This window comes from Ensifer canadensis, assembly GCF_017488845.2.
GTDB classification, from domain to species: domain Bacteria; phylum Pseudomonadota; class Alphaproteobacteria; order Rhizobiales; family Rhizobiaceae; genus Ensifer; species Ensifer canadensis.
On record NZ_CP083370.1, the window covers coordinates 1,853,023 to 1,878,865 of the forward strand.

At 62.2% G+C, this 25,843-nt stretch carries 27 protein-coding genes; 14 read left to right on the forward strand and 13 right to left on the reverse strand.

The window, feature by feature from the left end; genetic code table 11:
- The first annotated feature begins 216 nt into the window (after positions 1 to 216).
- The 6 genes from J3R84_RS09035 (at position 217) to J3R84_RS09060 (ending at position 6,336) form a co-directional block, all read left to right on the forward strand.
- Complete coding sequence (locus J3R84_RS09035; RefSeq protein WP_025427405.1) at positions 217 to 519, forward strand: virulence factor; 303 nt, start codon at positions 217 to 219, stop codon at positions 517 to 519.
- Positions 512 to 1,120, forward strand: coding sequence for a methylenetetrahydrofolate reductase C-terminal domain-containing protein (locus J3R84_RS09040; protein WP_057210906.1), 609 nt, complete (start codon positions 512 to 514; stop codon positions 1,118 to 1,120). The genes J3R84_RS09035 and J3R84_RS09040 overlap by 8 nt, the downstream gene beginning before the upstream one ends.
- Positions 1,117 to 2,208 carry a methylenetetrahydrofolate reductase gene (locus J3R84_RS09045; protein ID WP_025427407.1) on the forward strand — a complete coding sequence of 364 codons (1,092 nt, stop codon included), beginning with the start codon at positions 1,117 to 1,119 and terminating at the stop codon, positions 2,206 to 2,208. Before J3R84_RS09040 ends, J3R84_RS09045 begins: the two co-directional genes overlap by 4 nt.
- Before the next feature lie 99 nt (positions 2,209 to 2,307).
- Positions 2,308 to 3,273, forward strand: a complete 966-nt coding sequence (locus J3R84_RS09050) for a methyltetrahydrofolate cobalamin methyltransferase (RefSeq protein ID WP_025427408.1) — start codon at positions 2,308 to 2,310, stop codon at positions 3,271 to 3,273.
- Between the two features lie 481 nt (positions 3,274 to 3,754).
- Positions 3,755 to 4,102: a hypothetical protein gene (locus J3R84_RS09055; protein ID WP_025427410.1), complete on the forward strand. Its 348-nt coding sequence runs from the start codon at positions 3,755 to 3,757 to the stop codon at positions 4,100 to 4,102.
- Positions 4,103 to 4,263: 161 nt separating this feature from the next.
- Complete coding sequence (locus J3R84_RS09060) at positions 4,264 to 6,336, forward strand: ASKHA domain-containing protein (protein ID WP_025427411.1); 2,073 nt, start codon at positions 4,264 to 4,266, stop codon at positions 6,334 to 6,336.
- A 54-nt stretch (positions 6,337 to 6,390) separates the two neighbouring features.
- Here the strand turns inward: J3R84_RS09060 and J3R84_RS09065 are convergent, their stop codons facing one another.
- The 5 genes from J3R84_RS09065 to J3R84_RS09085 all read right to left on the reverse strand — a co-directional run bounded on the left by J3R84_RS09065 (position 6,391) and on the right by J3R84_RS09085 (position 9,656).
- Positions 6,391 to 6,822, reverse strand: a complete 432-nt coding sequence (locus J3R84_RS09065; RefSeq protein ID WP_225906564.1) for a hypothetical protein — start codon at positions 6,820 to 6,822, stop codon at positions 6,391 to 6,393.
- A gap of 177 nt (positions 6,823 to 6,999) precedes the next feature.
- Positions 7,000 to 7,467, reverse strand: a complete 468-nt coding sequence (locus J3R84_RS09070) for an SRPBCC family protein (protein ID WP_025427413.1) — start codon at positions 7,465 to 7,467, stop codon at positions 7,000 to 7,002.
- 52 nt (positions 7,468 to 7,519) lie between these two features.
- Positions 7,520 to 7,831, reverse strand: coding sequence for an ArsR/SmtB family transcription factor (locus J3R84_RS09075; protein ID WP_025427414.1), 312 nt, complete (start codon positions 7,829 to 7,831; stop codon positions 7,520 to 7,522).
- 185 nt (positions 7,832 to 8,016) lie between these two features.
- Positions 8,017 to 8,670 (reverse strand): VIT1/CCC1 transporter family protein, encoded by a 654-nt coding sequence (locus J3R84_RS09080; protein ID WP_025427415.1) that lies wholly within the window; start codon positions 8,668 to 8,670, stop codon positions 8,017 to 8,019.
- 62 nt (positions 8,671 to 8,732) lie between these two features.
- Positions 8,733 to 9,656 (reverse strand): LysR family transcriptional regulator, encoded by a 924-nt coding sequence (locus tag J3R84_RS09085; protein ID WP_025427416.1) that lies wholly within the window; start codon positions 9,654 to 9,656, stop codon positions 8,733 to 8,735.
- Positions 9,657 to 9,770: 114 nt separating this feature from the next.
- Between J3R84_RS09085 and J3R84_RS09090 the strand changes: the two genes are divergently transcribed.
- From J3R84_RS09090 to J3R84_RS09105, 4 genes are all read left to right on the forward strand, one after another.
- Positions 9,771 to 10,091 carry a hypothetical protein gene (locus J3R84_RS09090; RefSeq protein ID WP_025427417.1) on the forward strand — a complete coding sequence of 107 codons (321 nt, stop codon included), beginning with the start codon at positions 9,771 to 9,773 and terminating at the stop codon, positions 10,089 to 10,091.
- Positions 10,092 to 10,188: 97 nt separating this feature from the next.
- Entirely contained in the window at positions 10,189 to 10,392 is a 204-nt protein-coding gene (locus tag J3R84_RS09095) for a hypothetical protein (RefSeq protein WP_025427418.1), read from the forward strand.
- A 455-nt stretch (positions 10,393 to 10,847) separates the two neighbouring features.
- Complete coding sequence (locus J3R84_RS09100; RefSeq protein WP_057210910.1) at positions 10,848 to 11,852, forward strand: GlxA family transcriptional regulator; 1,005 nt, start codon at positions 10,848 to 10,850, stop codon at positions 11,850 to 11,852.
- 507 nt (positions 11,853 to 12,359) lie between these two features.
- The gene (locus J3R84_RS09105) at positions 12,360 to 12,959 is read left to right on the forward strand and encodes a YdeI/OmpD-associated family protein (RefSeq protein WP_025427422.1); all 600 of its coding nucleotides are present in this window, start codon (positions 12,360 to 12,362) and stop codon (positions 12,957 to 12,959) included.
- Between the two features lie 56 nt (positions 12,960 to 13,015).
- Here the strand turns inward: J3R84_RS09105 and J3R84_RS09110 are convergent, their stop codons facing one another.
- From J3R84_RS09110 to J3R84_RS09125, 4 genes are all read right to left on the reverse strand, one after another.
- Positions 13,016 to 13,498, reverse strand: a complete 483-nt coding sequence (locus J3R84_RS09110; RefSeq protein ID WP_025427423.1) for a VOC family protein — start codon at positions 13,496 to 13,498, stop codon at positions 13,016 to 13,018.
- Positions 13,499 to 13,670: 172 nt separating this feature from the next.
- Positions 13,671 to 14,963: a diguanylate cyclase gene (locus J3R84_RS09115; protein ID WP_239637571.1), complete on the reverse strand. Its 1,293-nt coding sequence runs from the start codon at positions 14,961 to 14,963 to the stop codon at positions 13,671 to 13,673.
- Positions 14,964 to 15,482: 519 nt separating this feature from the next.
- The gene (locus J3R84_RS09120) at positions 15,483 to 16,316 is read right to left on the reverse strand and encodes a response regulator (protein WP_025427426.1); all 834 of its coding nucleotides are present in this window, start codon (positions 16,314 to 16,316) and stop codon (positions 15,483 to 15,485) included.
- Between the two features lie 142 nt (positions 16,317 to 16,458).
- Positions 16,459 to 17,526: a cyclic nucleotide-gated ion channel gene (locus J3R84_RS09125; protein ID WP_025427427.1), complete on the reverse strand. Its 1,068-nt coding sequence runs from the start codon at positions 17,524 to 17,526 to the stop codon at positions 16,459 to 16,461.
- 211 nt (positions 17,527 to 17,737) lie between these two features.
- On the opposite strand from J3R84_RS09125, the gene J3R84_RS09130 reads away from it, so the two are divergent.
- Positions 17,738 to 19,147, forward strand: coding sequence for an adenylate/guanylate cyclase domain-containing protein (locus J3R84_RS09130; RefSeq protein ID WP_203530013.1), 1,410 nt, complete (start codon positions 17,738 to 17,740; stop codon positions 19,145 to 19,147).
- A 32-nt stretch (positions 19,148 to 19,179) separates the two neighbouring features.
- On the opposite strand, the gene J3R84_RS09135 is transcribed toward J3R84_RS09130, so the two are convergent.
- The 3 genes from J3R84_RS09135 to J3R84_RS09145 all read right to left on the reverse strand — a co-directional run bounded on the left by J3R84_RS09135 (position 19,180) and on the right by J3R84_RS09145 (position 21,610).
- Positions 19,180 to 19,386 (reverse strand): hypothetical protein, encoded by a 207-nt coding sequence (locus J3R84_RS09135; protein ID WP_025427429.1) that lies wholly within the window; start codon positions 19,384 to 19,386, stop codon positions 19,180 to 19,182.
- A 325-nt stretch (positions 19,387 to 19,711) separates the two neighbouring features.
- Positions 19,712 to 20,380, reverse strand: coding sequence for a Vgb family protein (locus tag J3R84_RS09140; protein ID WP_025427430.1), 669 nt, complete (start codon positions 20,378 to 20,380; stop codon positions 19,712 to 19,714).
- 9 nt (positions 20,381 to 20,389) lie between these two features.
- Positions 20,390 to 21,610, reverse strand: a complete 1,221-nt coding sequence (locus tag J3R84_RS09145) for a hypothetical protein (RefSeq protein ID WP_025427431.1) — start codon at positions 21,608 to 21,610, stop codon at positions 20,390 to 20,392.
- Positions 21,611 to 21,717: 107 nt separating this feature from the next.
- Between J3R84_RS09145 and J3R84_RS09150 the strand changes: the two genes are divergently transcribed.
- The 3 genes from J3R84_RS09150 to J3R84_RS09160 all read left to right on the forward strand — a co-directional run bounded on the left by J3R84_RS09150 (position 21,718) and on the right by J3R84_RS09160 (position 24,206).
- Positions 21,718 to 21,993, forward strand: coding sequence for a hypothetical protein (locus J3R84_RS09150; RefSeq protein ID WP_025427432.1), 276 nt, complete (start codon positions 21,718 to 21,720; stop codon positions 21,991 to 21,993).
- A gap of 178 nt (positions 21,994 to 22,171) precedes the next feature.
- Entirely contained in the window at positions 22,172 to 23,239 is a 1,068-nt protein-coding gene (locus J3R84_RS09155; RefSeq protein ID WP_025428410.1) for an IS110 family RNA-guided transposase, read from the forward strand.
- Positions 23,240 to 23,507: 268 nt separating this feature from the next.
- Positions 23,508 to 24,206 (forward strand): DUF899 domain-containing protein, encoded by a 699-nt coding sequence (locus J3R84_RS09160; RefSeq protein ID WP_025427433.1) that lies wholly within the window; start codon positions 23,508 to 23,510, stop codon positions 24,204 to 24,206.
- Positions 24,207 to 24,354: 148 nt separating this feature from the next.
- Here the strand turns inward: J3R84_RS09160 and J3R84_RS09165 are convergent, their stop codons facing one another.
- Positions 24,355 to 25,758: a DUF1254 domain-containing protein gene (locus tag J3R84_RS09165; RefSeq protein ID WP_025427434.1), complete on the reverse strand. Its 1,404-nt coding sequence runs from the start codon at positions 25,756 to 25,758 to the stop codon at positions 24,355 to 24,357.
- Positions 25,759 to 25,843: the final 85 nt, after the last annotated feature.

Consider the following 25,843-nt stretch of genomic DNA (forward strand, 5'->3'; position numbering starts at 1 on the left):
GCCGTCAGAAGGCCCTAAGGCCCTGAAATTTCTGACACTCCTCAACCGATGGATATCCCGAAGTGTGGACTTGCCCGCATTGCGGCAACGCGTAGAGTGCCGGGGGTCTTCGACGTTCTGCGCCGGCGTCGTTTTTGGACACATCCAACGTCGTGGCGAGGTGAGCCACAGCGCCCGGACATAAGCATTGTCGCAGGAAGAGGAGAACGACACCCGATGGCAGATCGCATAATCGTCTACTGGCGCGACATCCCGGCCCAGGTCATCATCAAGAAGGGCCGCACGACCGCCAAGCGCGAGCTTTCGCTGCGCTTCACCGAGGCGATCGACATGTGCGCCATGCGCACCGGCGCTGCCGAAACCGACGATTATCTCGCCGAATGGCGCAAGGCCGAGCCAGAACCCGTCTCCGACGAACTGGAAGCGGAAGCAGACCGTGCGGCCGCCGAGCTCGAAGCCGCCTATGACCGCGAGCGCCTGGTTGCCCTCGTCAAAGCAGGAGGCCGCGACAATGGCTGAGCCGAAGCTCGCAGGTGCAGCGGAGGCGAAGATCGTCAAGGGCAATGCCGCGCCTGCCGCCAAGGCCGCGACCGGCGCCTATACCCCCGCCGGCGTTTCGCCGAGCCGCCGCTCGCGCCACAAATATACCGTCCGCCTCTGGGCCGTGCGCCATTCGCGCTTCCTCGAATGGTTCTACAACCGCTTTGCCGATCTCTTCCTGCTGTTGCACCCGCTGTGGAACGCAATTGGCTACGGCCGCGTCGAGCGGCCGGTGACCTTCGTCGAACGCCACGTCAAAGGCTTTCTTTTCGACTGTCGCATGTGCGGCCAGTGCGCGCTGTCGTCGACCGGCATGTCCTGCCCGATGAACTGTCCGAAGCAGCTGCGCAACGGCCCCTGCGGCGGCGTCAGGGCCAACGGCAATTGCGAGGTCGAGCCGGATATGCCCTGCGTCTGGGTGCAGGCGTGGAAAGGTTCGCAGAACATGACGAAGGGCGATGCGATCATGAACGTGCAGAAGCCGGTCAACCAGTCGCTGCGCGAGACCTCGTCGTGGCTGCGGGTGACGGCGGAAGCCGCCGCCCGCCGCGAAGCCCAGGCAAAAGAGAACCAGGCATGAGCCCCGATTACAATCCATACGACCCCGGCGCGCCGCTCGATCCTCTGCCCGGCCACTCCTCGCGCGGACGGCTCGAGCGCGTTTTGCGTCGCGGCGAATTTGCCGTCACCGCCGAACTCAACCCGCCCGACAGCGCCAACCCGCAGGACGTCTACGAGCGCGCCGCAATCTTCGATGGCTGGGTCGACGGCATCAATGCGGTCGATGCCTCCGGCGCCAACTGCCACATGTCATCTGTCGGCATCTGCGCACTGCTGACGCGCATGGGCTATGCCCCGATCATGCAGATCGCCTGCCGCGACAAGAACCGCATCGCCATCCAGGGCGACGTGCTCGGCGCGTCCGCCATGGGCGTGCAGAACGTCATGTGCCTGACCGGCGACGGCGTGCAGGCCGGCGACCAGCCGGGCGCCAAGCCGGTGTTCGACCTCGACTGCATGTCGCTGCTCGAGACCGTGCGCATCATGCGCGACAATTCCAAGTTCCTCTCCGGCCGCAAGCTGACGACGCCGCCACAGGTGTTTCTCGGCGCCGCCATCAACCCCTTTGCGCCTCCCTACGACTTCCGCCCCTATCGGCTGGCCAAGAAGATCGAGGCCGGCGCGCAGTTCGTCCAGAGCCAGTACTGCTTCGACGTGCCGATGTTCCGCGAATACATGAAGAAGGTGCGCGATCTCGGCCTGCACGAAAAATGCTTCATCCTCGTCGGCGTCGGACCGATGGCGTCGGCGAAAACCGCCCGCTGGATCCGCTCCAACGTGCCGGGCATCCACATTCCCGACAGCATCATCACGCGGCTGGAAGGTGCGCAGGATCAGAAAAAGGAAGGTAAGCAGCTCTGCATCGACATCATCAACGAGGTCAAGGAGATCGAAGGCGTCTCCGGCGTCCACGTCATGGCCTATCGCCAGGAAGAATATGTCGCAGAGATCGTGCATGAATCGGGCGTGTTGAAGGGTCGCAAGCCCTGGAAACACGAAACGCTGCCGACCGATGCGCTTGTCGCCTCCCGCATGGAGCACATTCGCGAAGGCAAGGAAGAAAACCAGCAGGAGATGGCCGAGGCCGCGGCCCACCATCCCCACTGAGGCAATCGCAGACAAAACCGGCGCCGGCCCGTCCGGCCGCCTCCATCGCTTAACGGGTGAGATAACGAAACCCGACGCCACAGGATCAAAGGATCTTACATGACCCGTACCATCGTCGCTTCCGCCACCCGCGAAATCATCATCGGCTTCGACCAGCCCTTCTGCGTCATCGGCGAGCGCATCAATCCGACCGGCCGCAAGAAGCTGGCCGCGGAAATGATCGAAGGCAATTTCGACACCGTCATCAAGGACGCGCTGGAGCAGGTCGCCGCCGGTGCGACGATGCTCGACGTCAACGCCGGCGTCACCGCCGTCAACCCGAACGAGACCGAACCGCCGTTGCTGGTCAAGACGCTGGAAATCGTCCAGGGCCTTGTCGACGTGCCGCTGTCGATTGACAGCTCCGTGTCGGCGGCAATCGAGGCGGCGTTGAAGGTCGCCAAGGGCCGGCCGCTCGTCAATTCCGTCACCGGCGAAGAGGAAAAGCTGGAAGCGATCCTGCCGCTCTGCAAGAAATACGACGTGCCGGTTGTCGCCATCTCCAACGACGAAACCGGCATTTCGATGGATCCGGACGTGCGCTTCGCCGTTGCCAAGAAGATCGTCGAGCGCGCCATGGATCATGGCATCAAGCCACACGACATCGTCGTCGATCCGCTGGTCATGCCGATCGGCGCCCTGGGCGACGCCGGCCGGCAGGTGTTTGCGCTTCTGCGCCGTCTGCGCGAAGAGCTGAAGGTCAACACCACCTGCGGCCTCTCCAACATCTCCTTCGGCCTGCCGCATCGCCACGGCATCAATGCCGGCTTCATCCCCATGGTCATCGGCGCCGGTATGACGTCCGCGATCATGAACCCCTGCCGTCCGCAGGAGATGGAGGCCGTTCGCGCTGCAAACGTTCTGAACGGCACCGACGCCAACTGCACCAACTGGATCAGGACCTACCGCGACCACAAGCCGGCAGAAGGCGGCCATGCCGTGGCGGCGGCCGCAGCACCGGCAGCCTCCGGCGGTCGTCGCGGCGGGCGCGCCGCGCGCACCGGCGGAGCTGCGGCGAGCGAATAGGCTTTTGCTCGGCGCCGTACTGCACATCGAAAGGACAACCAGGTCATGAGTTGCCCTGGTTGTCCTTTGGCTCTCCTTGTCAGATATGCGCTCTTTGAGGATGCGGGCGAGTTCAAAAGGCTCTACGGTGCGCTCAGGACCTAAGGCATGTCGCGCAAAAGTGCGCAGCGGTTTTGCGATAACGACATGGGCAAAAACAAGAACTTAAAGCGCAGCAAGCGAATCCTGGAGATCGCGACGCGCTTTAAGTCCTGCCGGTCCTGTTCGCAAACCTCGCGGTGCTTGCCGTCACTTTCGTTGCGGTTGTCACGAGGAGGATCAACTTTGGTTCCCAGGAACGGGTCATGAACGTCTGTTTCTGGGGTAGCTCGACGACACTGGCGGCGGCGTTTGTCTGGGCAATAGCAGCTGCGAAACTGACCACGGCTCCATAGTCAAGCATCCGACCGTCGCTGTCGCAGCACAAGAGTAGGGATCATCGATGACAACGCGCCGACTTCACCTCGACACTTTCACGCTCTGGTTCGAAGCCCCTTTCGTCATGGCGCTGCGGCTGCACGAAATGCAACTGGCGGCACTGACCGGGAAAACGCAGGATCCGACCGAGCTTAGCCGCATGGTCTCCGAGAAGATCGCGGCCACCGCGGAAAGTGCCATGGCCGTGAACATGGCGCTGTGGCGCACCGGTTTCGATAATGCGGTGCGGCTGATGACCGGCGGCGGCGCATCGCTTGGCCTGGGTGGAACGGCGATCGCTGCCGCCGCCCTTAAACCCTACGGCAAGCGCGTGCGCGTCAATGCCCGGCGCCTGTCGCGCAAGACGTCATGAACGGATACGCCCCGCGAGCGCAACCCTGACGAAATGATGCTCGCAGATCTTTCCATGTCGGGATCTGACAACTATCAGGCAGCATTCCGGTGCAGTCTGAAGACGTTTACCCATGCCTCGGTCCATCGGGCAGAAGCAGGCTTTAGGAAAGACAGAACAGAATGCGCATCGAAGGCACTTCCGAAATCGAGACCAACATGACCGAAGCCGCGCACAAGGATCCCCTCGTTCTGTTCATGCCATCGGGCAAGCGCGGCCGCTTCCCGGTCGGCACGCCGGTTCTCGATGCCGCCCGCTCGCTCGGGGTCTATGTCGAAAGTGTTTGCGGCGGCCGCGCCACCTGCGGGCGCTGTCAGATCGAGGTGCAGGAAGGCAACTTCGCCAAGCACAAGATCGTCTCCTCCAACGACCATATTTCGCCTGTTGGCCCGAAGGAACAGCGCTACGCCTCCGTGCGCGAACTGCCTGACGGTCGCCGGCTTTCCTGTTCCGCCCAGATTCTCGGCGATCTCGTCATCGACGTGCCGCAGGATACCGTCATCAACGCCCAGGTGGTGCGCAAGGCCGCAAGCGACCGGGTGATCGAGCGCAACGCCGCCATCCAGCTTTGCTATGTCGAGGTCGATGAGCCCGACATGCACAAGCCGCTCGGCGATCTCGACCGGCTGAAGGTGATGCTGGAGAAGGACTGGGGCTGGAAGGACCTGCTGATCGCGCCGCACCTGATTCCGCAGGTCCAGGGCATCCTGCGCAAGGGCAATTGGGCCGTGACCGCCGCCATCCACCGCGACATGGACAGTTCACGCCCCTTCATCGTCGGCCTGTGGCCGGGCCTCAAGAACGAGGCCTATGGCGTTGCCTGCGACATCGGCTCGACGACGATCGCCATGCATCTCGTCTCGCTGCTCTCCGGCCGTATCGTCGGCTCCTCGGGCACCTCGAACCCGCAGATCCGCTTCGGCGAGGATCTGATGAGCCGCGTCTCCTATGTGATGATGAATCCCGATGGCCGCGAGGCGATGACCAAGGCGGTGCGCGAGGCGGTCAACGGCCTGATCGGCAAGGTCTGCGCCGAAGGTGAGGTCGACCGCCACGACATCCTCGACATGGTCTTCGTCGGCAACCCGATCATGCACCACCTGTTCCTTGGCATCGACCCGACCGAGCTCGGCCAGGCGCCGTTTGCGCTCGCTGTCTCCGGCGCGCTGCAATATTGGGCGCACGAGATCGACATCGACGTCAACCGCGGCGCCCGGCTCTACATGCTGCCCTGCATCGCCGGCCATGTCGGCGCCGATGCCGCCGGCGCCACGCTGTCGGAAGGCCCTTACCGGCAGGACAAGATGATGCTGCTCGTCGATGTCGGCACCAATGCCGAGATCGTGCTCGGCAACAAGGATCGCGTCGTTGCCGCCTCCTCGCCCACCGGCCCGGCCTTCGAAGGGGCTGAAATCTCCTCCGGCCAGCGTGCCGCACCGGGCGCGATCGAGCGCGTGCGCATTGATCCCGAGACGCTCGAGCCGCGGTTCCGCGTCATCGGCGTCGACAAATGGTCTGATGAGGACGGCTTTGCCGAGGCGGCCGCCGCCGTTGGCGTCACCGGCATCTGCGGCTCGGCGATCATCGAAATCGTCGCGGAGATGTATCTCTCAGGCATCATCTCGCAGGATGGCGTCGTCGATGGCGCGATGGCGGCGAAAAGCCCGCGCATCATCCCGAACGGCCGCACCTTCTCCTACCTGCTGCACGAGGGCCAGCAGCGCATCACCGTGACGCAGAACGATATCCGCGCCATCCAGCTCGCCAAGGCGGCGCTCTATGCCGGCATCAAGCTGCTGATGGAAAAGCTGGATATCGACCATGTCGACACCATCCGCTTTGCCGGGGCCTTCGGTTCCTTCATCGATCCGAAATACGCCATGGTGCTGGGCCTGATCCCGGACTGCGACCTCGACGAGGTGAAGGCCGTCGGCAACGCCGCCGGCACCGGCGCGCTGATGGCGCTCCTGAACCGCGGCCACCGTCGCGAGATCGAGCAAACCGTCAGCAAAATCGAGAAGATAGAGACCGCTCTTGAATCAAAATTTCAGGAGCATTTCATCAACGCGATGGCAATGCCGAACAAGGTCGACGCCTTCCCGAAACTGTCTGCAGTCGTCACCCTGCCGGAGCGCAAGGTGGCGGCAGATGATGGCGAGGGCGGCGGCAGACGGCGGAGGCGTAGCCGGGAGTAGGGCCGAAAAGAAGCAAGCGGACACACTGCGCCCTTTAGAATGGTCTTCAGCGCATCAACGTATGACGTCCATCAGCGTCCTGCGCAGCGGCCCGCCGCGTTCGTCATGAACCACGAGGGAGACCGTCTCGAACAGAACGTCGATCGTGACGTCGTGGAAGGATATGATCCAAAATCGTGGACTGAGGACTTCCCACCGGGCTGTTTCCTCGCCACCAGAGACTTCATTGAACGCCCACGGAAGGACCGGGTATCTGCATCCTGGCAGGCCATCGACATTCATCGGCGTGACTCGGAAATCGATAACGTCACCGAACCTCAGGACCACGTTGCCACCGCCAACCGGGGGCGAGGTCTCGTAGCAAACCAGGGCGTCAATGCCGTCATAGAACACTACGGGGTTTGCGACTGATCCCAATTCGGGAAAAGCCTCCAATGGCGTTGATACCTGCATAATTGATCGCGCGTTGCTTCGGTTGAACGTCATGGCATGCTTGCGTTCAAGTCACTGCATAGTCAAATGTTTTGGCCCAACGGCAAGTGAGGGCGGTGACAGTGCCAAGCATCCCTCCCCCCGCCTGCGGGGGAAGGTGCCGGCAAGCGGATGAGGGCTGCAACAACGCACCAGGGAGCGCGTTCGAGAAAGGCGGTGACGCTTAGAATCTCACGCGGCCCTCGCCGCAAATGCCCCCAGCAGTCCCGTCCATCCATCTTCTGAATCAAGCGCCACGCGGGCTTCATTCGCCTTCGCACCATAATTGGCGAGATCGCGATGTTCGAGCAGTACGGTGGTGCCGCCATCGACTGCGGGCTCGAAGATGACCTCCACCGCGGTCTCAAACTCCGGATCGAACACCCAGTCGGCATTCAGTTGCCAGGCAAGGAGGATGCGCCTCGGCCGCTCGCAGGCAAGCACCCGCCCCCATTCCTTCTCCTCGCCGCCATTGCCGATTTCGTACCAGCGGCCGCCCGCAAACGGCTCGACCACGACGGTCCTCTGTCCGCTTGCCGTCAGGCTATGGCTCTTCAGCCACCATTCGCCCATGCCGGCGACGAAGATGTCGAAGGCGCGCTCCGGCGTCGCGCGGACTGTCACGGTTTTGCGCACAGGGGCAGGCTCGATGTGATGCATTTCACAAACTCCCGTTTGCCTCATGGACCGCACCACAAACCATGCCGATATGTCAGATGGCTTCGTCGCGGTCCGCCACTGCCTTGAGGGCGGCGAGTTGATCACCCCAGAAGCGATCGAGCCATTGCCGCAGCGGACCAAGGCCAGCGGGGTCGATCGAATAGATACGGCGCGTGCCTGAAGGCGTGTCGTGAACAAGGCCCGCCTCTTTCAACACTTTCAGGTGCTGCGATATTGCCGGCTGCGACACCGGCAACGACCGTGCGAGATCGGCAACCGAGCAACGACCGGTACCCAGCCTCTCGAAAATCTGGCGCCGCGTCGGGTCTGCCAACGCCGCAAGCACTCTGCCTTCATAAGTCATTACTTATTATAAGCCTACGCTTATGGAAGGGCAAGCACCGCTTGAGCCCGGCGGCAAGACAGCGGGATTGGCACAATGGAACGGCACAAAGTCATGCTGTTTCATGGCGATAAGCTGCGAACGTGATTCAAAATATCAGCAGCGGGTCGGCGCGCTTCACCATCGGACCGAACGTGCTGCGCCCTCTACCCACCAAGCGCGATCGTCACTGCGACAAGTACGGCACCGATCGCTGCCATGGCGAAGGCCATCGGCCAGGGGCTTCGCCCCATATAGCTGCCGAGCCGTGCTCCGACGATAAAAAGCATGATGAGCGCGATGGCGTTCGAAACGCGCATGGCGACGTCGATCTGCTCGATGAACAGGAAGGGAATGCTCGGCGGCAGCGTCGAGATGACGACGAGCGCGAAGATGGCAAGCGCGGCCTTGAGGTCTCCGCCTGTGACCACGGAATGCTGACCGTTGGACGGCAAGGCCCGTACGCGCAGAAGCAGCGCCTCGATTTCGCTTTGCGCTGACACCAACCTGATATCATCAGGGAGGTTGTCGAGAAAGATCTGGCGGGCGCGATCGAGAGGTTCGCGCTGCAGAGCGTCGACCAGGCCGCGACGTCGCACCCGCTCGACCGCGGTCGTTACCACATGCATGACGCCATCGACGATGCCCCAGGCCAGATTGCAGCCGAAAGCGGCGACAAGCACCGCATTCACTTTCTCGCCGCCACCGACGGCCGCACTCATCGTACCGGTGAAGGACAGCGCCATCAGCAGCCCGAAAATGATCTCCGAGAGGCGATCGATCGGATCCAAAATGCGTCGCGACTGGTCATCTCGCGCCATGGCACGCCTTCCCCTTGCGCCGAGATCAACGCATGACGATCGGGTCGCTTTCGGCCGGTTTGTCAGGCAACCGCTGTTGCAAGCCGCGCCTCTCCCGACTGGATCCTCAGTTCCGCGAATGCGTCGCGAACATGATCTGCGACAGCCAGCACCGGCGCCGGCGCATCGTCGATCACCTGCAAGCCGATGTCGTAATGGCCGAGATCCGGTAGGCCGTCACGCTCGCCGAGCTGCACCATCTCACCCTGGACGAGGTAGCGCGGCAGCGGGGCAATCGCGAGGCCCGCGAGCACGGCGGCACGCTGGCCCGTGGTATAGGCGCTGAGAAAGGCAATGCGGAACCGGCGGCCGGCGCGCGACAGCTTTTCCACCGCATCGGCCCGCCAGACGCAACCGTCCTCCCACATCGACACCGGCAGCGGATCCTTAAGATGCGCATTGCCGCATTTGACGCCGGCCCAGACCAGCTTCTCCTGCATCAGGATCTCGCCGTTCTTCGGCGCGACGTCGGTCAGGCTGTTGAAGATCGCGATGTCGAGACGGTGCTCGTCGACGCGCTTGCGCATGGCGCCGCTCATGCCGATCGAGACGTCGACCGTGACGTTCGGATAGGATTCGGCAAAGCGCTTCAACACTTCCGGCAGAATGCGCTCGCCGACATCCTCGGGCGCGCCGACACGCACGACGCCGTTCATGTCGGGCAGCAGGAAGCGAGACACCGTCTCGTTGTTGAGCGCCAGCAGGCGGCGGGCAAAGCCCAAGAGCATCTCGCCCTTGGGCGTCAGCGACACCGAACGCGCATCGCGCAGGAACAGCGTGCAGCCGAGCTGCTCTTCCAGCTTCTTGATCTGCATCGAGACCGCCGACGGCGTGCGATAGACCGTTTCGGCCGCGGTGGTGAAGTTGCCCGTTTCGGCGATGGCGACGAAGGTTTTCAACACATCCATTTCCAGGAGCGGAAGCGCATGGCGCAGCATCATGTTCATGGCGGCATCCTTGTTCAATAAAACTGACAGAATGGTTCACTTCATTTCGTTTGATTGAACATCAGCAAAGACCGATAGTCAAGTTGCAAGGACGCCAAAGGAAGGAAACCAGTCATGTCCGCGACAACAATGGCCTTCTCTGCCCCGCAGGACATCCGGCACGTGAGCAAGGTGAAGCCCAAGATGAACCGCACTCCGGATCATGCCGTGCAAATGGCAAAGGCCCTGCCTGTGAGACAGGTCAATGCCGACGGCGATCTCGTCCTGTCGTTCCTCTCCCGCGTGCAAACGCTGATCGACGGCATTGCACGAAAACGACAGGCAAAACGCATCGCCCGGAATCGGGTGGAAGCCCACCGCGAATTGGCGAAACTACCCAAGCGGGTCCGCAACGACCTCATCTTCGCCGAGACGCTGATTGATCACCATGTTTGATGGAAAACATCAAACATATTCGTTTGAATGATGATTAGGGTTGCGACATATATAGATCGTGGTCGCGACCTCTGAGGCACTCAGAAGGAGCCATGAAATGTCTACTATCCATCTATCACAGACCTCGGAGCGGGCACCCTCCCTCTCGTCCATCCCGGGTCTCTTCAATCTGCGTGCACGCGCCTGGGCTGCCTGGAAGCGCTATGCCAACGAGCGCGCACTTGAAAACCTGTCCTACGACACGATGAAGGACATCGGCTTCCCATCCGTCGACGACGCGGTGCACAAGACCGAACAATGAATGACCGCCTGACCTGTTCTCGGGGACCCAAGACCCCGAGCGCGAACCGCTGAAGGGCATCGTCGAGAAGGCGATGCCCTTCTTCTTTTGTGGTTTCGCCAGATGCCGTCGGGCGTCGAAACGCCCCAAACCGGCCCTTGCGCGAACTTGTCCGATACCGACACCTGGCCCTTTCACCGCCGGCGCGTCGCAATCGGCAAACACAACCCAAAGGCTGTCTTTCTGAAAATTGCGCATCTCTGGCGTTTCTTGTCAGATTACGTCAACGACGCCGGTAAATCTGTCGCATTCCTTACAAAAGCCGCAAAGCCGGCTCGACAGCGGCTTTCCCGCCCCATGTCGCAATGCGAAATGTCTTTGCGGTCGCTGCTTTCCATGTCAATGTCGCAAACAGACAAGCCGGATGGTATCTTCCAAGCGACGAATATACGGCATCGCCAAGCACGGGAAGCCTCATGAACAAGCCCTTGACCAAAAAGCGTTCTCTCGTCTTCTTCCTGGTACCGAACTTTTCCATGCTGCCGTTTTCGGCCGCCATCGAAACGCTCCGCATCGCCAACCGCATGCTCGGCTACGAGGCCTATACATGGCGCCTCACATCGACCGACGGCGAAAAGGTTCTCTCCTCAAGCGGCATCGCGCTTGAGGTCAACTCGTCTCTCGCCGACGAACGCAAGTTCCTGGGCGGGGAAAACCGTCCGTCGATGGTGCTGGTCTGTTCCGGCATCTATGTCGAGGATTTCAACAACAAGTCGGTCAATGCCTGGCTGCGCGAAGTCTACAACCGCGGCGTCGCCGTCGGCAGCCTCTGTACGGGCGCCCATGTGCTGGCCTCGGCCGGCCTGTTGACGGGCAAGCGCTGCGCCATCCACTGGGAAAACCTGCCCGGCTTCTCCGAGAACTTCCCGCAGGTCGACGTCTATGCCGACCTCTATGAGATCGACAGCAACATCTACACCTGCGCCGGCGGCACCGCCTCGCTCGACATGATGCTGAACCTGATCGACCAGGATTTTGGCGAGAACCTCGTCAACCGCGTCTGCGAACAGGCGCTGACCGACCGCGTGCGCGGCCCTCACGACCGCCAGCGGCTGCCGCTGCGCGCCCGTCTCGGCGTCCAGAACGCCAAGGTGCTGTCGATCATCGAGCTGATGGAAGGCAATCTTGCCGAACCGCTGTCGCTCCTGGAGATCGCCGAGGGCGCCGACCTGTCGCGCCGGCAGATCGAGCGACTATTCCGCCAGGAGATGGGGCGGTCCCCTGCCCGCTACTATCTGGAGATCCGGCTCGACCGCGCTCGACACCTCCTCATCCAGTCGTCGATGCCGGTCGTCGAAGTCGCCGTCGCCTGCGGCTTCGTCTCGGCGTCGCACTTCTCCAAGTGTTATCGCGAACTCTACAACCGCTCGCCGCAGCAGGAGCGCGCCGACCGCAAGCTGACGCTGCAGATGGCGCGATAGGAACTGGTGCGAACACACAAAAAGTGCGGGTCATCCGCCCTTTTTGTTGGCAACAGGCCGTCCCTTCTTAACCTATCCGGCGATGTGAGCCCGCCAGCCGCCAAAACTTCCCTCATTCCTGTGCCTGTCACAGGAATCCAGCCAGCCCAAGTCCTTGGGCTGAAATGCCCCCTAACCCGACAGACGTCGGGTCGCTGGATCCCTGCCACAGGGGCGAGGATGAGGAGAACGGGGTGCAAACCTCGTTGAAGACGGTATCGGTCCGAATTTCAGATGGAACCGTCCGCCCAATTTGCGGTTGCGCTTGCCGCCGCAGCGATACCACAGACCACCTGGCCCGCTTTGTCGCCCCTCATTTCCCGCCATTCTGGAACCCGCTCCACCCACGTTCGCGCTTGCGTCGATCCGCATTTTTCGCTTGAACGGAAAAGGAGAACGCGTGGCCGCGCCGCAGCCGGAACGTGCTGGCACGCCTCCGCCGCTTGAACATCAGGAGCATTTCACCCCATGGCACCCGTGATCATCGATCCGAGCAAGGTCCACGAGTTCGAAGACAAAGAGCGTTTCTATGTCTGGCTCGGCGCCAACCATGCCGGCGAAACCGAGGTCTGGATCAAGATCCACAAGGTAAGCTCCGGCCTCAAATCGATCACGCCGAAGGAGGCGATCGACGTGATCCTGTGCTGGGGCTGGATCGATGGCGTGCGCAAGAGCCACGACGACCAGAGTTACATGCAGCGCTACACCCCGCGCGGCAAGAAAAGCATCTGGAGCCAGATCAACGTCGACAATGTGGCCCGGCTGATCGCCGAAGGCCGGATGACCCCGTATGGGCTGAAAGAGGTCGACAAGGCCAAGGCCGACGGCCGCTGGGATCGCGCCTATGGCAGCGGCAAGGAAATGAAGATCCCCGACGACCTGCAGGCAGCGATCGACGCCGAGCCGCAGGCGCGAGAAATGCTGGCAAAACTCAGCGCGCAGAACCGCTTCGCGCTTGCCTTCCGCACGCACAATATGAAGACCGAGGCCGGCCGCCGGAAAAAGATCGAGACCTTCGTCGAGATGCTGAAGCGCGGCGAGACGATCTACCCGCAGGCGCGGAAATAGCGCAGGCCACACCGTCAACCCTTGTCCATGAGCGCACCTGTTCAGCCGGATCTGGCTCAGGTCCGGGCGTGGAAGGCGCGCTCCAGTTCGGCGATATCGAGCTTGATCATGCCCAGCATGGCCTCGGTCACACGCCGGGCGCGCTCGCGGTCGGTATGGGCAACCATGTCGCCGAGCGCTCTCGGCACGATCTGCCAGCAAAGACCCCAGCGGTCCCGCAGCCAACCGCATTGCTCGGCCTGCCCGCCGTTTTCAAGCAGCGCATTCCACAGGCGATCGATCTCCTCCTGACTGTCGCATTGGATCATGATCGAGAAGGAATGGTTGAACGGGTCCAGCGGTCCGGCTTCGAGCGCGGTGAAGTTCTGGTTTCCCAGGGTGAACTCGATCACCTTGACGCTGCCCGCCGGCCCGCTCGGCGAATCCGCCGGCATCACCGTCGTGCGGACGATCGCCGAATTGGGCACGAGCGAGACGTAGAGTTCGACGGCCCTGAGGGCGTCCTTTTCGAACCAGAGATTTGAGACAACTTTGGTCATATGCGGCTCCTCTTCGCAGGCCCGGATCATGTCCGGCTGCTTGGAAGACGTTTCGCCGATGCCGAAACCGACAATGCTTCGCGATTCATTGCAATCATCGCGGCTAGCGGCACTAGCTCGCCACCATGCAGGAACAGGTCCTTGGCCGGACAGCGTCGCGGATTGCGGCTCGCTACGACGCCAGTGCGTCGAGCAGTGCGAGCTCCGAAATCACCCGGTTTCGCCCGGCGTGCTTGGCCATGTAGAGAAACTGGTCGGCCGCATGCAGGTAGTTCTCGAAGGACTCCGGCGCCTCGATGGTCGCAAGACCGATCGACACTGTAATCGACAGTTCCTCGTCATCCGCAACGATGCGCGATCTCGCAAGCTCGATGCGCAGCTTCTCGCAGAACGTGAAGGCGCGCTGGACGTCGAAGCCGTTGAACAGGATGCCGAACTCCTCGCCGCCGAGGCGGGCAAGCAGGTGTTCGTCGCCGACCAGCGTCGTCAACCGCTTGGCCACATGCTTCAACACGACGTCGCCGATCTCGTGGCCATAGGTGTCGTTGAGGCGTTTGAAGTGGTCGATGTCGAGAATGGCGATGGCCGTGGTCTCGCCGCGGCGCAGGCACTGCTCGACGAGGCGCGGGCCGGTCAGGAAGAAATGGCGGCGATTGTAGATATCGGTGAGATAGTCGCTCGCTGCCTGTCGCTGCAGCGTCTGCAACCGTTTCTGGATGCCGGCGGCATAGGCGATGCGACCGTTGAACTCTGCCTCAAGGAATGGCTTCTGGATGAAGTCCGTCCCGCCGGCCTCAAGGAACCGCGCTCCGATCCGGCGGTCGCCGCTGTCGGAAAGCGCGATCACCGGCAGCGCCTCATCGCCCTGGCGCCGGCGCACCTCGGCAAGCAGCGCTGCCCCAGTCATGTCGGACAAATCAAGATCGGTGACGACGATATCGATCGCCTCGCCGGAATCGAGCACCAGCAGCGCATCGGCGGAGCAAGCGACCTCGCACACCGAAATCCGCTGCCGGCGCAGGATGCCCGCAAGCTCGACCCGCGACGGCGTGTCGGAATCGGCAAGCAGCACCGTCGTCTTGCCATTGGTCAAGGCCCGGTCCACGGCGCCGATCAGGAGATTGATCGATTCCGGCTGGTTCTTGATGACACAATCGAGCGCGCCGCGACCGAGGATCTGGTCGCGCGTGTTGTCGTTGAAGGCCGCGGTGAAGACGACGGCCGGAACGTTGTTGGCGAGGATGAAGTCGAGCGCCTCACAATTGGGCGCGTCGGGAAGATTGAGGTCGAGCACGGCGAGCGAGAAGCTATCCGGCGCTGCGGTCATTTCCTGGCGCAGCGCCTCCAGCGAGGCGCAATGGGTGACACGAATACCATGCACCGTTTCCAGGCCGTATTTCAGCGCGGTGGCAAACATGCGGGAATCTTCGATCAGCAACATGCGCTTGTCGCTGTGCTTCTGCACAGAATTGATCCGACCTGGCGTGCGGCGCAATCTCACGTCCCTGCAAATCCCGATTTCGAGCCGCAGGCGTGCTGTCCCAAAAAGGGCGACGCTGGCTCCCAATATACAATTATACCCGGCACGGATCGCGCCAGACATTTTGTCTTGGCATGACCAGGCGTTACCGGGCTCCCCACTTTTGTTGCGGCCGATTGAAGACGGTCCGGATTGCAATTTCGTTAATGCGGCAACCGTAAGAGGGCTTTTCTCGCGACCCCGGCAATTTTAGGGGTCGCAAGCGCAGGAAAGCGGCAGATGCGCCGGCGTGTGTAGCCGACGGATGAGCGCCACCGCCTCGAAACGGAGGTGGCGGGCGGGATCAAGGCGCCGACAAACGGCGCATCCGGCAGCCAGGTTCGCGGAGTTCGCAGGCGCGTTAAAGCGCGTCGCGATCTTTCAGATTCGCTTGCCGCGCTTCAATTTCTTGTTTTTACGCATGTCGTTATCGCAAAACCGCAGCACACTTTTGCGCGACATGCTTTAGGCCGGAACTTTCACCTTTTCGCTCAAGGTCTTGATCTTGATCAGCGTGTCGAGGTTCTGGTTGACGCGGCAATAGAACTCTTCGTTGACGAAGGGGCGCACGACGAAATCGTTGCCGCCGGCCTTGAGGAAGCGTGCCGACAAGAGCCGGTTGGTCGAGGACGAGACGCCGATGATGCGCAACTGGTGCGGCCCATAGGTGCCGCGAATGCGCCGCGTCAGCTCGAAGCCGTCGATGTCGGGCATGTTGTAGTCGGTGATGACGAGGCCGATATCCGGATGGTTCTTGAGGATTTCGAGCGCCGTCGCACCGTTTTCTGCCGTGCTGGTGCGGAAATTGTAGCGTTTCAGCTGCGTCGTCAGCAGCGCGCGCGCCGTCGGGCTGTCGTCGACGATGAGCACATGGTGCTTGTGGTTGGTGAGAAACCGGCAAACCGATTCCGCCAGCATGTCGACGGCAAAGACGCTGTCCTTGATGACATAGTCGACGATCTCCTTGGCCAGGATCTTCTCGCGCGTACTTTCCTGGAAGGAGCCGGTGAAGACCACGGTCGGCACGCTCATCTCGATGAGATAATTCAGCGCCTCGCCATTCTCGGCACCGGGCAGGTTGATGTTGGAAATGGCCAGCGACGCCGGGAATGTCGCATTTTCGACGGCAAACTGCAGATCGTCATAATCGCGGCAGACGATGACGTCGATGTCGAACAGCTCTTTCAGCCGCTTCGAGACCATCGACGAAAACAGATTGGAGTCCTCGGCAAGCACGATGCGGTGCTCAGCAAGAGATTCACCGGAATAGTACATTCCGGAAACGCCGAAAAATGACATTGATCGCCTATAAGAAAGAGTGTCCCCGAAGCCATGCTAGAGGAGAAAGACTTTCCCGGCTGTTAATGAGGTAGCCGTGAAATGCTGCTTGGCGCGCTTGCATTCAGGTCTGCGCATACGACCCAATAGCCCTGCGGGGCCGTCAAGCCTTCGGCGTCGCTCCGCGCCGCTCGAGCGCAGTCTTGCGGATGATGTCCGCGATCTCCGGGTTGCTGCTGGACAGCATCTGGAAATCCTCCGAATACAGCGACAACAGCGAGACCTCGGTCGCCGCGCTGACGGTCGCCGAGCGGGGCTCGCCCGTAATCAGCGCCATCTCGCCGAAGAAGCTGCCAGCGTCTAGCTCCACCGGGTTCGGTGTCGCGATACTGACGCGTCCCTCGACGATGAAGAACATCTGGTCGCCGGCCTCGCCCTTGCGGCATATGACAGCGCCCGCCGGCACGACGCGAGGCCTCAGCGCCCGCACGATCTCGACGAGCGCCGACGAGCCAAGCCTCTGAAACAGTGGCACGGTCGCCACCAACTGCCAATTGCGCACGAAGTCCCGGCGACGGACCTCTTCGTAGAAGCCGGTGGCGAGGATGCCGGCCCAGAGCGCAAAGATGCCGATGCCGCACATCATGACCAGCCCGGCAAGGACGCGGCCGGCGAAGCTTTGCGGAATCTCGTCTCCATAGCCGGTGGTCGACAGCGTCACCACCGCCCACCACATCGCCTGGGGGATGCTGCCGAACGTGTTAGGCTGGACGTCGCGCTCGATGAGATAGGCCGTGAGCGCCGCACCAAAAAGAACGATGCCGAAGATCGAGGTGATGCCGATCAGGTTACGTGCCTGTTTGGTCAGGACGCTGCCCATAAGCCGGAAGAAGGGCGATCCGCGCAGAGGCTTCAGCAGCCAGATGGCACAGTAGAGGGTCTGATCGCGCGTGCCGACAAACAGCACCGCGGCGAAAGGAACCAAGACAGCAAGCACATCGATAGCAATCGCCGGCAGCCTGTCCCAAAAGTCTCTCTCGCGCGCGGCGATCAGCGTCACGATCAGTTGCAGGACATAGATGGCCCAGATGAGAGCAAGCAGGACCTCCAAATTGAGCCTGGTTCGTCCGGTCATGTCCGGCGTCGTGAGTGCAGCGACCGCCACGAGCCCAACCACGGCGAGCAGCCCGCCGAGCGGCGCAGAAATCTTCGAGAACGGCCGTGCCGACATTCAACGCTCCCGCGGCCTACCACCCTCTTAGCATAAGATGCTTCAGGCCAAGCGCAATGGGGCCAACGAGACGACCCTGGAGCAGAGTTGACCTTGGCAAAAGCGTCGACGCGGCGCCGGCTCCCATCGGCTGGTCGAAGAGCCGGCTCAGTTTCTCAGCCCGCCAAGACAAGGCGCTGACCGCGCGCCCATTTCAGTATAAGATACCACCATGAGCGAAATCCAGGCCCTCTTCGACGTCCTGCGCCAGTCGGCGGCACCCGCCTTCGCCGATGCCATCGAGCGGCACGTGCGCGACGCGCCGGACCGCAAGCTCGGCCGCATCAATGCGCTCGCCTTTGCCGCCGAGCACGGGCTGGACGAAGAAAAGACGATCGCCGGTTTCCTGCACGCCTCGCGGCTTGGTCTGTTCGAACTGTCCTGGAATGTGCTCTGCCCCGGCTGCGGCGGGGTGCTCGACGCCAACACCTCGCTGAAAACCGTGCAGAGCGAGGCCTATACCTGCGCGCTTTGCGCAGCCGGCTACGAGCCGACGCTGGACGAGATGATCGAGGTGACGTTTACCGTCAGCCCGCGCGTCCGCCATATCGAGGCCCACAATCCGCACGAGCTTCCAGCCGCCGAATATTTCCGCCAGGTCTACTGGGGCTCCGGTGTCGACCTGCCTGAAGACGATTACGAGGCGAAGGCCGAGGAGTTCATTCTCGAGACTCTCGAACTGCCGCCCGGCGAAAAGGCCGTCATCGCGCTGCAGCTTCCGGCCGAGTTCATCATCATCTTCGAGCCGGTGACACACGCAGCGCAGTTCATCGACGTGTCGGGAGAACCGACGAAGGAAAAGCGCAACCTATCCCTGGTGTTCGATCGCACCCATCGGCATAACGAGACCATCAGCATGCAGCCGGGTCCGCTGCGGATCCAGGTGGAGAACCATGCGGAGGTGCGCACGCTGCCCACGGTCTGCGTCGCCGGCGAAGCGCTGCATGCGCTGCTCGGGCGCCGTCGTCCTTTCCTGACGGCCAAGCGGCTGCTGTCCAACCAGACATTCCGCGACATCTACCGCACCGATACGATCGACGTAGACCAGCGCCTGAAGATCACCAGCATGACATTCCTGTTCACGGACCTTCGCGGCTCGACCGAGCTTTACGAGCGTGTCGGTGATCTCGCCGCCTTCGATCTGGTCAAGACCCATTTCACCGTGCTCAACGAGATCGTTGCCGCCGAAGCCGGCGCCGTGGTCAAGACGATCGGCGACGCCGTCATGGCAACCTTCCCGACGCCCGATCGGGCGATCGCCGCGGCCATGCGGATGCGCGACGCCATGCGCGAGCTCAATCACGAGCGCAGCAGCGAGGACCTGCTGTTGAAGATCGGCATCCATGAAGGCCCCTGCATCGCCGTCAGCCTCAACGAGAGGCAGGACTATTTCGGCCAGACGGTCAACATCGCCTCGCGCGTGCAGCACCTCGCCACCGCCCAGGAGATCTTCGCCACCAGCACGGTGCTGCGCAATCCGGCCGCCGCCGACCTGCTCAGCGAGCGCGGCCTCAACCCGATGACACACAACGTCACGCTGCGCGGCATCACCAACGAGATCAGCATCTTCGCCATACCTTGATCGTGATGTCGGCAAGCGCGTTCAGCGCGCGCTCAGGATCCCAACAACTCCAGGAAATCGAAAAACATCGAGGGCGAGTAGGCGAACAAAACGCCGCTGCCGTAACCGATCAGCCCGTACAGGCTCGCCCCGACCCAGCCGTGGCTTTGCCACCCATAGACAATACCTACAGATGTCGCCGCGCTGATGATGGCAAGGACCCAAACACCGTGAATGAAGGACTGGAACGTCCTAGCCATTCTTGCCTCTTCCAAAGCGCCGCCTATTACTTGGCGCAAACGAACGTCGCGGCCACGAGACGGATTTGCGGGCGCCGATTTTCGTCTCTGCATTGTAGGTAGGTACGCCTGCACGCTTTGACCAGAGGTTCGGCGCGTGAGCGTTGCATCGCTGAAGCCGGCCTGACAATTCGTTGAGCCGGCACCGATTTGAAAAGAGACTTCGGCAACTGATGCAAGACGTTACGGCGTCCTTGTCGCGTCAGCGTAGGCACGCGACGCCGCGACGAGGCGACAAGGCGCTCTGCTATTCCTCACGATGCGCGGGACATAGAGAGAGCGTGGATTATTTGCTTCTGGCGCTGCGGTCGGCGGCCTCCGCCCGCTTCGGCCGGCGGATGGCTCTGACCTTGCCGCTTGCGCCTCCGCCGCAGAAGAAACGGTCGCCGCCATCGGCCTCAAGCCCCGACACGCCCATGCCGGCCGGCATGTCGAGCCGCTCCAGCACCTCGCCCGTTTGCGGATCGATGCGCCTGACATCGCTGTCGTCGCCTTCCCAGGTGCCGTGCCACAGGTCGCCATCGACCCAGGTGACGCCGGTAACGACACGGTTTGACTCGATCGTGCGCAGGATGGCCCCCGTCTCGGGATCGATCTGATGGATTTTTCGCCCCCGATGCTGGCCCACCCACAGCGTACCTTCCGCCCATGCAAGGCCGGAGTCGCCACCGTTGCCCGGCGCCGGGATCGTCGAAAGTACGCGGCCGGTCTTCGGATCGATCTTCTGGATGCAATCCTCGGCGATCTGGAACAGGTGCTCCCCGTCGAAGGCCGTGCCCGCATGGGCGGCGACATCGATGGAACGCACCGTCTCACCGCTCTCGGGGTCGAGCGCATTCAATTTGTCGCCGGTGGCAAACCAGACGTGATGGCCGTCGAACGTCACGCCATGCACCTGCTCGGCACCGGGAAAGGGACCATATTCGCGGAGAATTTCGGCTGAGGCTTTTTTCATGGTTTCATCCTAATCGCTCGGCAGCGGCCCGGGGAGTAACAACACTGTCGGGAAACCCGGCACCGGCGGCGTCATCCATCGGCGTGCACGTCCCCGCCCGATCGGCTGCACCTTGCCAGCCGCGCAAAGCGCGTCAAGCGCCCGCTGCACCGTGCGCGGGCTCGCCCCAAGCGCAATCGCCAGCGCCGAACTCGCCCACGCCTCGCCATCAGCGAGCAAGGCAAGCACCGCGCCGTGCTGTCCCTCGACGGGCGGCGCCAGCACGGCGACCTCGCGAGCGTGCCGCGGCACCAGCACAAAGCCGCGCGCTGTCGCGCTTACCTCGGCCACATCCCGTAGCTCAGCGCGAAGCCGTCCGATTTCGACGCGCAGTCGCGCCCGGTGCGATTCGTCTGCGTGCCTCGCCCGGAAGGCGCGGGCGAGAAGCGCGCTCCTCGAAGCATCCCCCGGCCAGGCTTCAGCCAGCGTCCTGGCAAGCGCAAAGAGAACCGGGCGCGTCGAGAGTGATGCTAACCTATCACCTGCCCGCACGACATGCCGGCATGCATCGATGACCAGCGCGCCGGATGCCAGCAGCGCCGCGACCTCTTCGAGCAGCAACGCCCTCTCCTCGCCACGGGCGATCAGGCGCGCAGCCGGCTTGGAGAGCGCTAAAAAGGCGCCGTCGACTTCGGCGGTCAATGCCGGGATACCGGCTTCACGCGCCGCCTCGCGCGCCAGCGCCAGCTGAGCGCGCGCCGTCTTCGTCTGCAGGCGCCTGACGGCGATGCCGGCGACAATGAGAGCGTTGGCGGCGCGTGATGCGGGCGGCAGCGGCATCGGGTCGAAGCCGTCAAGCGCCTGCTCGGCTTCATCGAGGCGGCCGATCAGGACGAGACGTCGGACCTGGAGATTGCGCGCATGGGCGGCGTTGACGCGGTCGCCATGGGCCTCGAGCACAGCCCGCGCCGTCTCAAGCGCCTTCTCCGGCCAGCCAAGGTCGCGTGAAACCAGCGCAATCTCGGCGTCAGCCACGACACATCGCGCCCGTGCCACCGCTTCCCTTGGGCCGAATGCACGCGCGGCACTTTTCAGCAGGGCTTTTGCGCGTGGGAAGTCGCCGAGCTGCGCCATCGCGATCCCGCGCAGCGCCAGCGCCGGCGCGTCGTCGCGCAGTGCGACGCGTTTCAGCGCGCCGAGCGGATCGCCCGCCGCCAGCGCCCGCGCCGCAGCCGTGATCAGCGAGTCCATCGCAATCCCGTCAAACTTGTAACTCCCGCACTCTCAGCTTCGGACGCTAACTGTATTCGCAGACCCGCAACGACCTGCGCAACCGCCGAACAAATGGATAGCCGAAAATGTCGACGCACAGAACCGGAACGATTGAAGGGTCGCGAAGGGCGATAGCTCGTGGCGCGGCCGATCGGCTCCCTCTCCTCGCCAGTCCGACCTTTGCGTTCATGGCGCTTTTGACCGGCGTTCTGAGCATCGGCGAGCCGGACATGCTCTGCACGACCTCAGCCGCGTCCCCGCTGACGGGAATGGTGGCGATGTACGGGCTGATGAGCGCCTTCCATTCCGGGCCGTGGCTGCGGCTGCTCTCCGGACGGCGAAACTCTACCCATCGGCCGTGAGCCCCGATCGTTGCCACCAGACAAACATCTCAACACCAAGGAGGTGGCATGAAAGCAGCCGCGTCCCAGGAGAGAACGGACCATTGAGATGCAGGTGATGATCGAGGGACAGTCACGCTTCCGGCCTTTCGGCTTACCTTATTGGGGTTTCGAAGATCTCAACAAGGGAGTTGGAAGCATGACTGCCTCTTATGATTACCATATTGGCGTCGACTACCACAAATCCTATAGTCATCTGGTGGTGCAGGACAGCAGCGGCAAGACGCTCAGATCGGGCCGGGTGAAGAACGATCGCCAGTCGCTCGGTGGGTTTCTGGAACGCTACCGCGAGAACTCGCATGCTGTGGTCGAGGCGACGCGCAACTGGATGGTGATGTACGACTGGCTCGACGACATTTGCGATGATGTCGTTCTCGCCCATCCCTTGAAGGTCAAGGCGATTGCCGACGCCAAGATCAAGACCGACAAGATCGATGCGACGGTGCTCGCGCATCTGCTCAGGGCCGACCTGGTGCCGGAGGCCTGGGCGCCCAGCGAACGAGCAAGAGACCTGCGCGTCGCCCTGCGCGAGCGGATGTTTTACGTGCGGCTGCGCACGATGACGAAGAACCGCATTGTCACGGTGTTTGATCGCTATCCGGAGCAGACGGCACAGCTGAAGAAGCTCGGGGATCTGTTTGGCAAGGCCGGCCGCGTCCAGCTGGCGCAAGTCAACGTCTCGGAGATCGACCGCATCCAGATCGACCGTGGCCTCGCCTTCATCGGCGACATTGACGTGCGGATCAAGCAGTCGGAAGCAACGATCCGGGCGATGACCAAGGCCAATGCCAACGTCAAGCTGTTGAAGACGATCCCCGGCATCGGCGAGTTCTTCGCCCGGCTGATCGACGCGGAGATTGACGATGTATCCCGCTTTCGCAATCCGAAGAAGCTCGCCGCCTATGCCGGACTGGTGCCCTCGACCTATTCCTCCGGCGGCAAGACCTTTCACGGCAAGATCATCAAGCAGGGCAACAAGTGGCTGCGCTGGGCTTTCGTCGAAGCCGTCACCCCCGCCATCGCCAGCGATGCGCAACTTCATGACCAGTACGAGCATCTGAAGATCAGAGGAACCAACAAGGCGCGTGTGGCGATCGCGCGCAAGCTTTTGACGATCGCCTTCCAGATCCTGCGTGACCAGCGCGCTTACGAGCCGCGCGGCACCAGCACCACGGAAGGCGCGTCGACGATATCCCGGCTGTCCTGATTGTCGTCTAGCGAGCCCGGCAGGACTGGGCTGCGCTCCTCAAGGAGAATGGGAAGCCGGGAGCCGAACGCCACTCTGTGACCGAAGCCAGCACGGCATCAGGGTCACGCATTGGAGACTGGTTCAAGAACCGAACGGCAGATGCCTGTCGCGCGGAAGGAAGAGATTTAGCCGATCGGCGAAAATGCCGATCAATAACCAACCGAACCCAAGGAAAAGCCGCCAATCGAAGGCGTTTCGCCCTTGTGTTCTTTCATTGGAGACCACGATGCAGAACGAAATCGTTTCACCCGAGGCGTGGCTGAAGGCGCGCCTGGACCTGCTTGCCGCCGAAAAGGAATTCTCCCGTCAACGGGAGGCGCTGACGCGCCGCCGCATGGAAATGCCCTGGGAGCGCGTGGAAAAATCCTACCAGTTCGACGGGCCGAACGGCGCCCTGTCGCTCACCGATCTCTTCGACGGCCGCTCGCAGCTGATCGTCTACCACTTCATGCTTGGTCCCGACTGGCAGGAAGGCTGCAAGCACTGCTCGTTCTGGGCCGACAATTTCAACGGCATCCCGGTTCATCTCAACCATCGCGACGTGACCTTCACCGCCGTATCGCGCGCACCGCTCACCCAGATCGAGGCTTACAGGAAGCGGCTGGGCTGGAGCTTCCCATGGGTGTCATCCTTCGGCAGCGACTTCAACTTCGACTATCAGGCATCCCGGACGCCCGAACAGCTCGCCAAGGGCGAGGCCTACTACAACTACAAGATCCAGCCGAGCACCGTGTCGGAACAGGTGGGCATCAGCGTATTCTACAGGGACGACAGGAACGAGCTGTTCCACACCTATTCCTGCTACTCGCGCGGCGTCGAGATGCTGAACGGCGCCTACCATTTCCTCGACCTCGTACCCAAGGGCCGCGACGAGGACAGCTTGAATTACCCGATGGAATGGGTGCGCCGCTGCGACCAGTACTGAGGCCACGATCAATACCGAGGCAAGGTGACCGGCCGCAGTGCAGCCGGTCGCCACCTATCGCGGCGTGTGGTGCGACGCGCGAGTTCTCCACCGCAAGGGGCACACGACGCGCAGCCACATGACGGCTGCCCCGGTTACCGATCCCGGATCATTCGCGTACCGGCTCGACGTCCGGCAGCACCCACGTCTTTTCGAACAAGGCCTTTGTCGGCGCGTAGAGGCGGAACATAAGTTCGAAGTCGCGCTGCGAATCGGTCGGGATCCAATTCGACTCTTTTCCATCAGGAGCTTTCGGACCAAGGTAGATATCGACCGAGCCGTCGGCATTCTTCTGCAGTTCGGCGACCTGCGAGGAACGGCTGGCGTGCGGCATATTGCGGATCAGCGCGTGGGTCTGGCGATCGTAGGCGGTCAGCGACCAGTATTGCTCGACCGGGACATTGGCCGGTACCGTCAGCCGGTAGGTCTTCGACCCCTCGAAAGCCTGGCCGTCCTTGTCCTTGATGGCAATAAGGTAGAACTGCCCCGCCCCCAGGCGCTTGATGCCGACATAGGCATAGCTGTAGGTGACGCCGCGAATATCGACGGGATAGGCATCCGGCTCATCGTACGACGCCTGCGCCGCCTTGACGAGCTCCGGGTCGGCCGGGAAATTCCAGCGTCCTTTGTCATAGAAGGGTTTCAAGCCGGCATCGTATTTCAACTCGAGCCATTCGCGGGCCTCCTCTATTCCTACCGCGAGCGCCTCGGTGGTCGTGGCTTCCGGCCTGAACGGCTTTCCCTTCTCGATGCCGAGAGACCGCAGCTGATCGATCATCGCCCGGTCCCGCGCCAGCCATGGTTCGCTCTGGACAATGCGATCGAGCGACTGGAAGAAGCTGACATCGTAGCGGATGGTACTGTCGAACAGCACGTCCCTGGCATCGGTAAACACCGTCTCCGGCGGAGATGCCGCCTGGGACAGCGGATAGACCTTCAGCCTCTTGGCGTAGGCCACGGACTTTTCGATATCAGCGTCGGCGTGGCTGGCGAGGTTGGACCGCAACAGCGCATAACCGCCATAGGTATTCGACTTCAGTGGTATGTAGCCTTCGGGGATCGTCCCGACATAGCCCGGCGGCAGAACGAGGTACTTTCCGCCCTCGCCCTGGTCGGCGCCGGACGGACCGGCATCCTCCAGGGGCATCTGCCACACATCGACAATGTTGCCGTTGATCGATCCACCCTCGGCAGGGGGCACCTCGATGACCACCGGCCCGACATCACGGGTATCGGTGAAGGTCATCAGATAGATCGCATCCGGGTTGGGCGTCAGCGTCTGATTTTGCCAATCGAGCGGACGGGACCAGTAGACGATCTCGTTGACCTTGCCCTTGGTCTTGGTGAGCATTTCCTGGAGCATCAGATCATAATTGACCGCTGGCATGCCCCAGATCACTGCCTCCACCGCACGACGCTCGATCGTCCGCCGTGCGAGTTCATCGGGTGAAAGTGCTGCGGCGGCCGACGACATCGCCGCCAGAGCCATCGCCGCAAAAAACAACCGCCTCATGCTGCCCTCCTGCCAATTGGCCGTGGAGCTACAGCATTGTCCGAATCGATCGCAGACGTAAGTGCGTTACTGTAAATGCAGACGC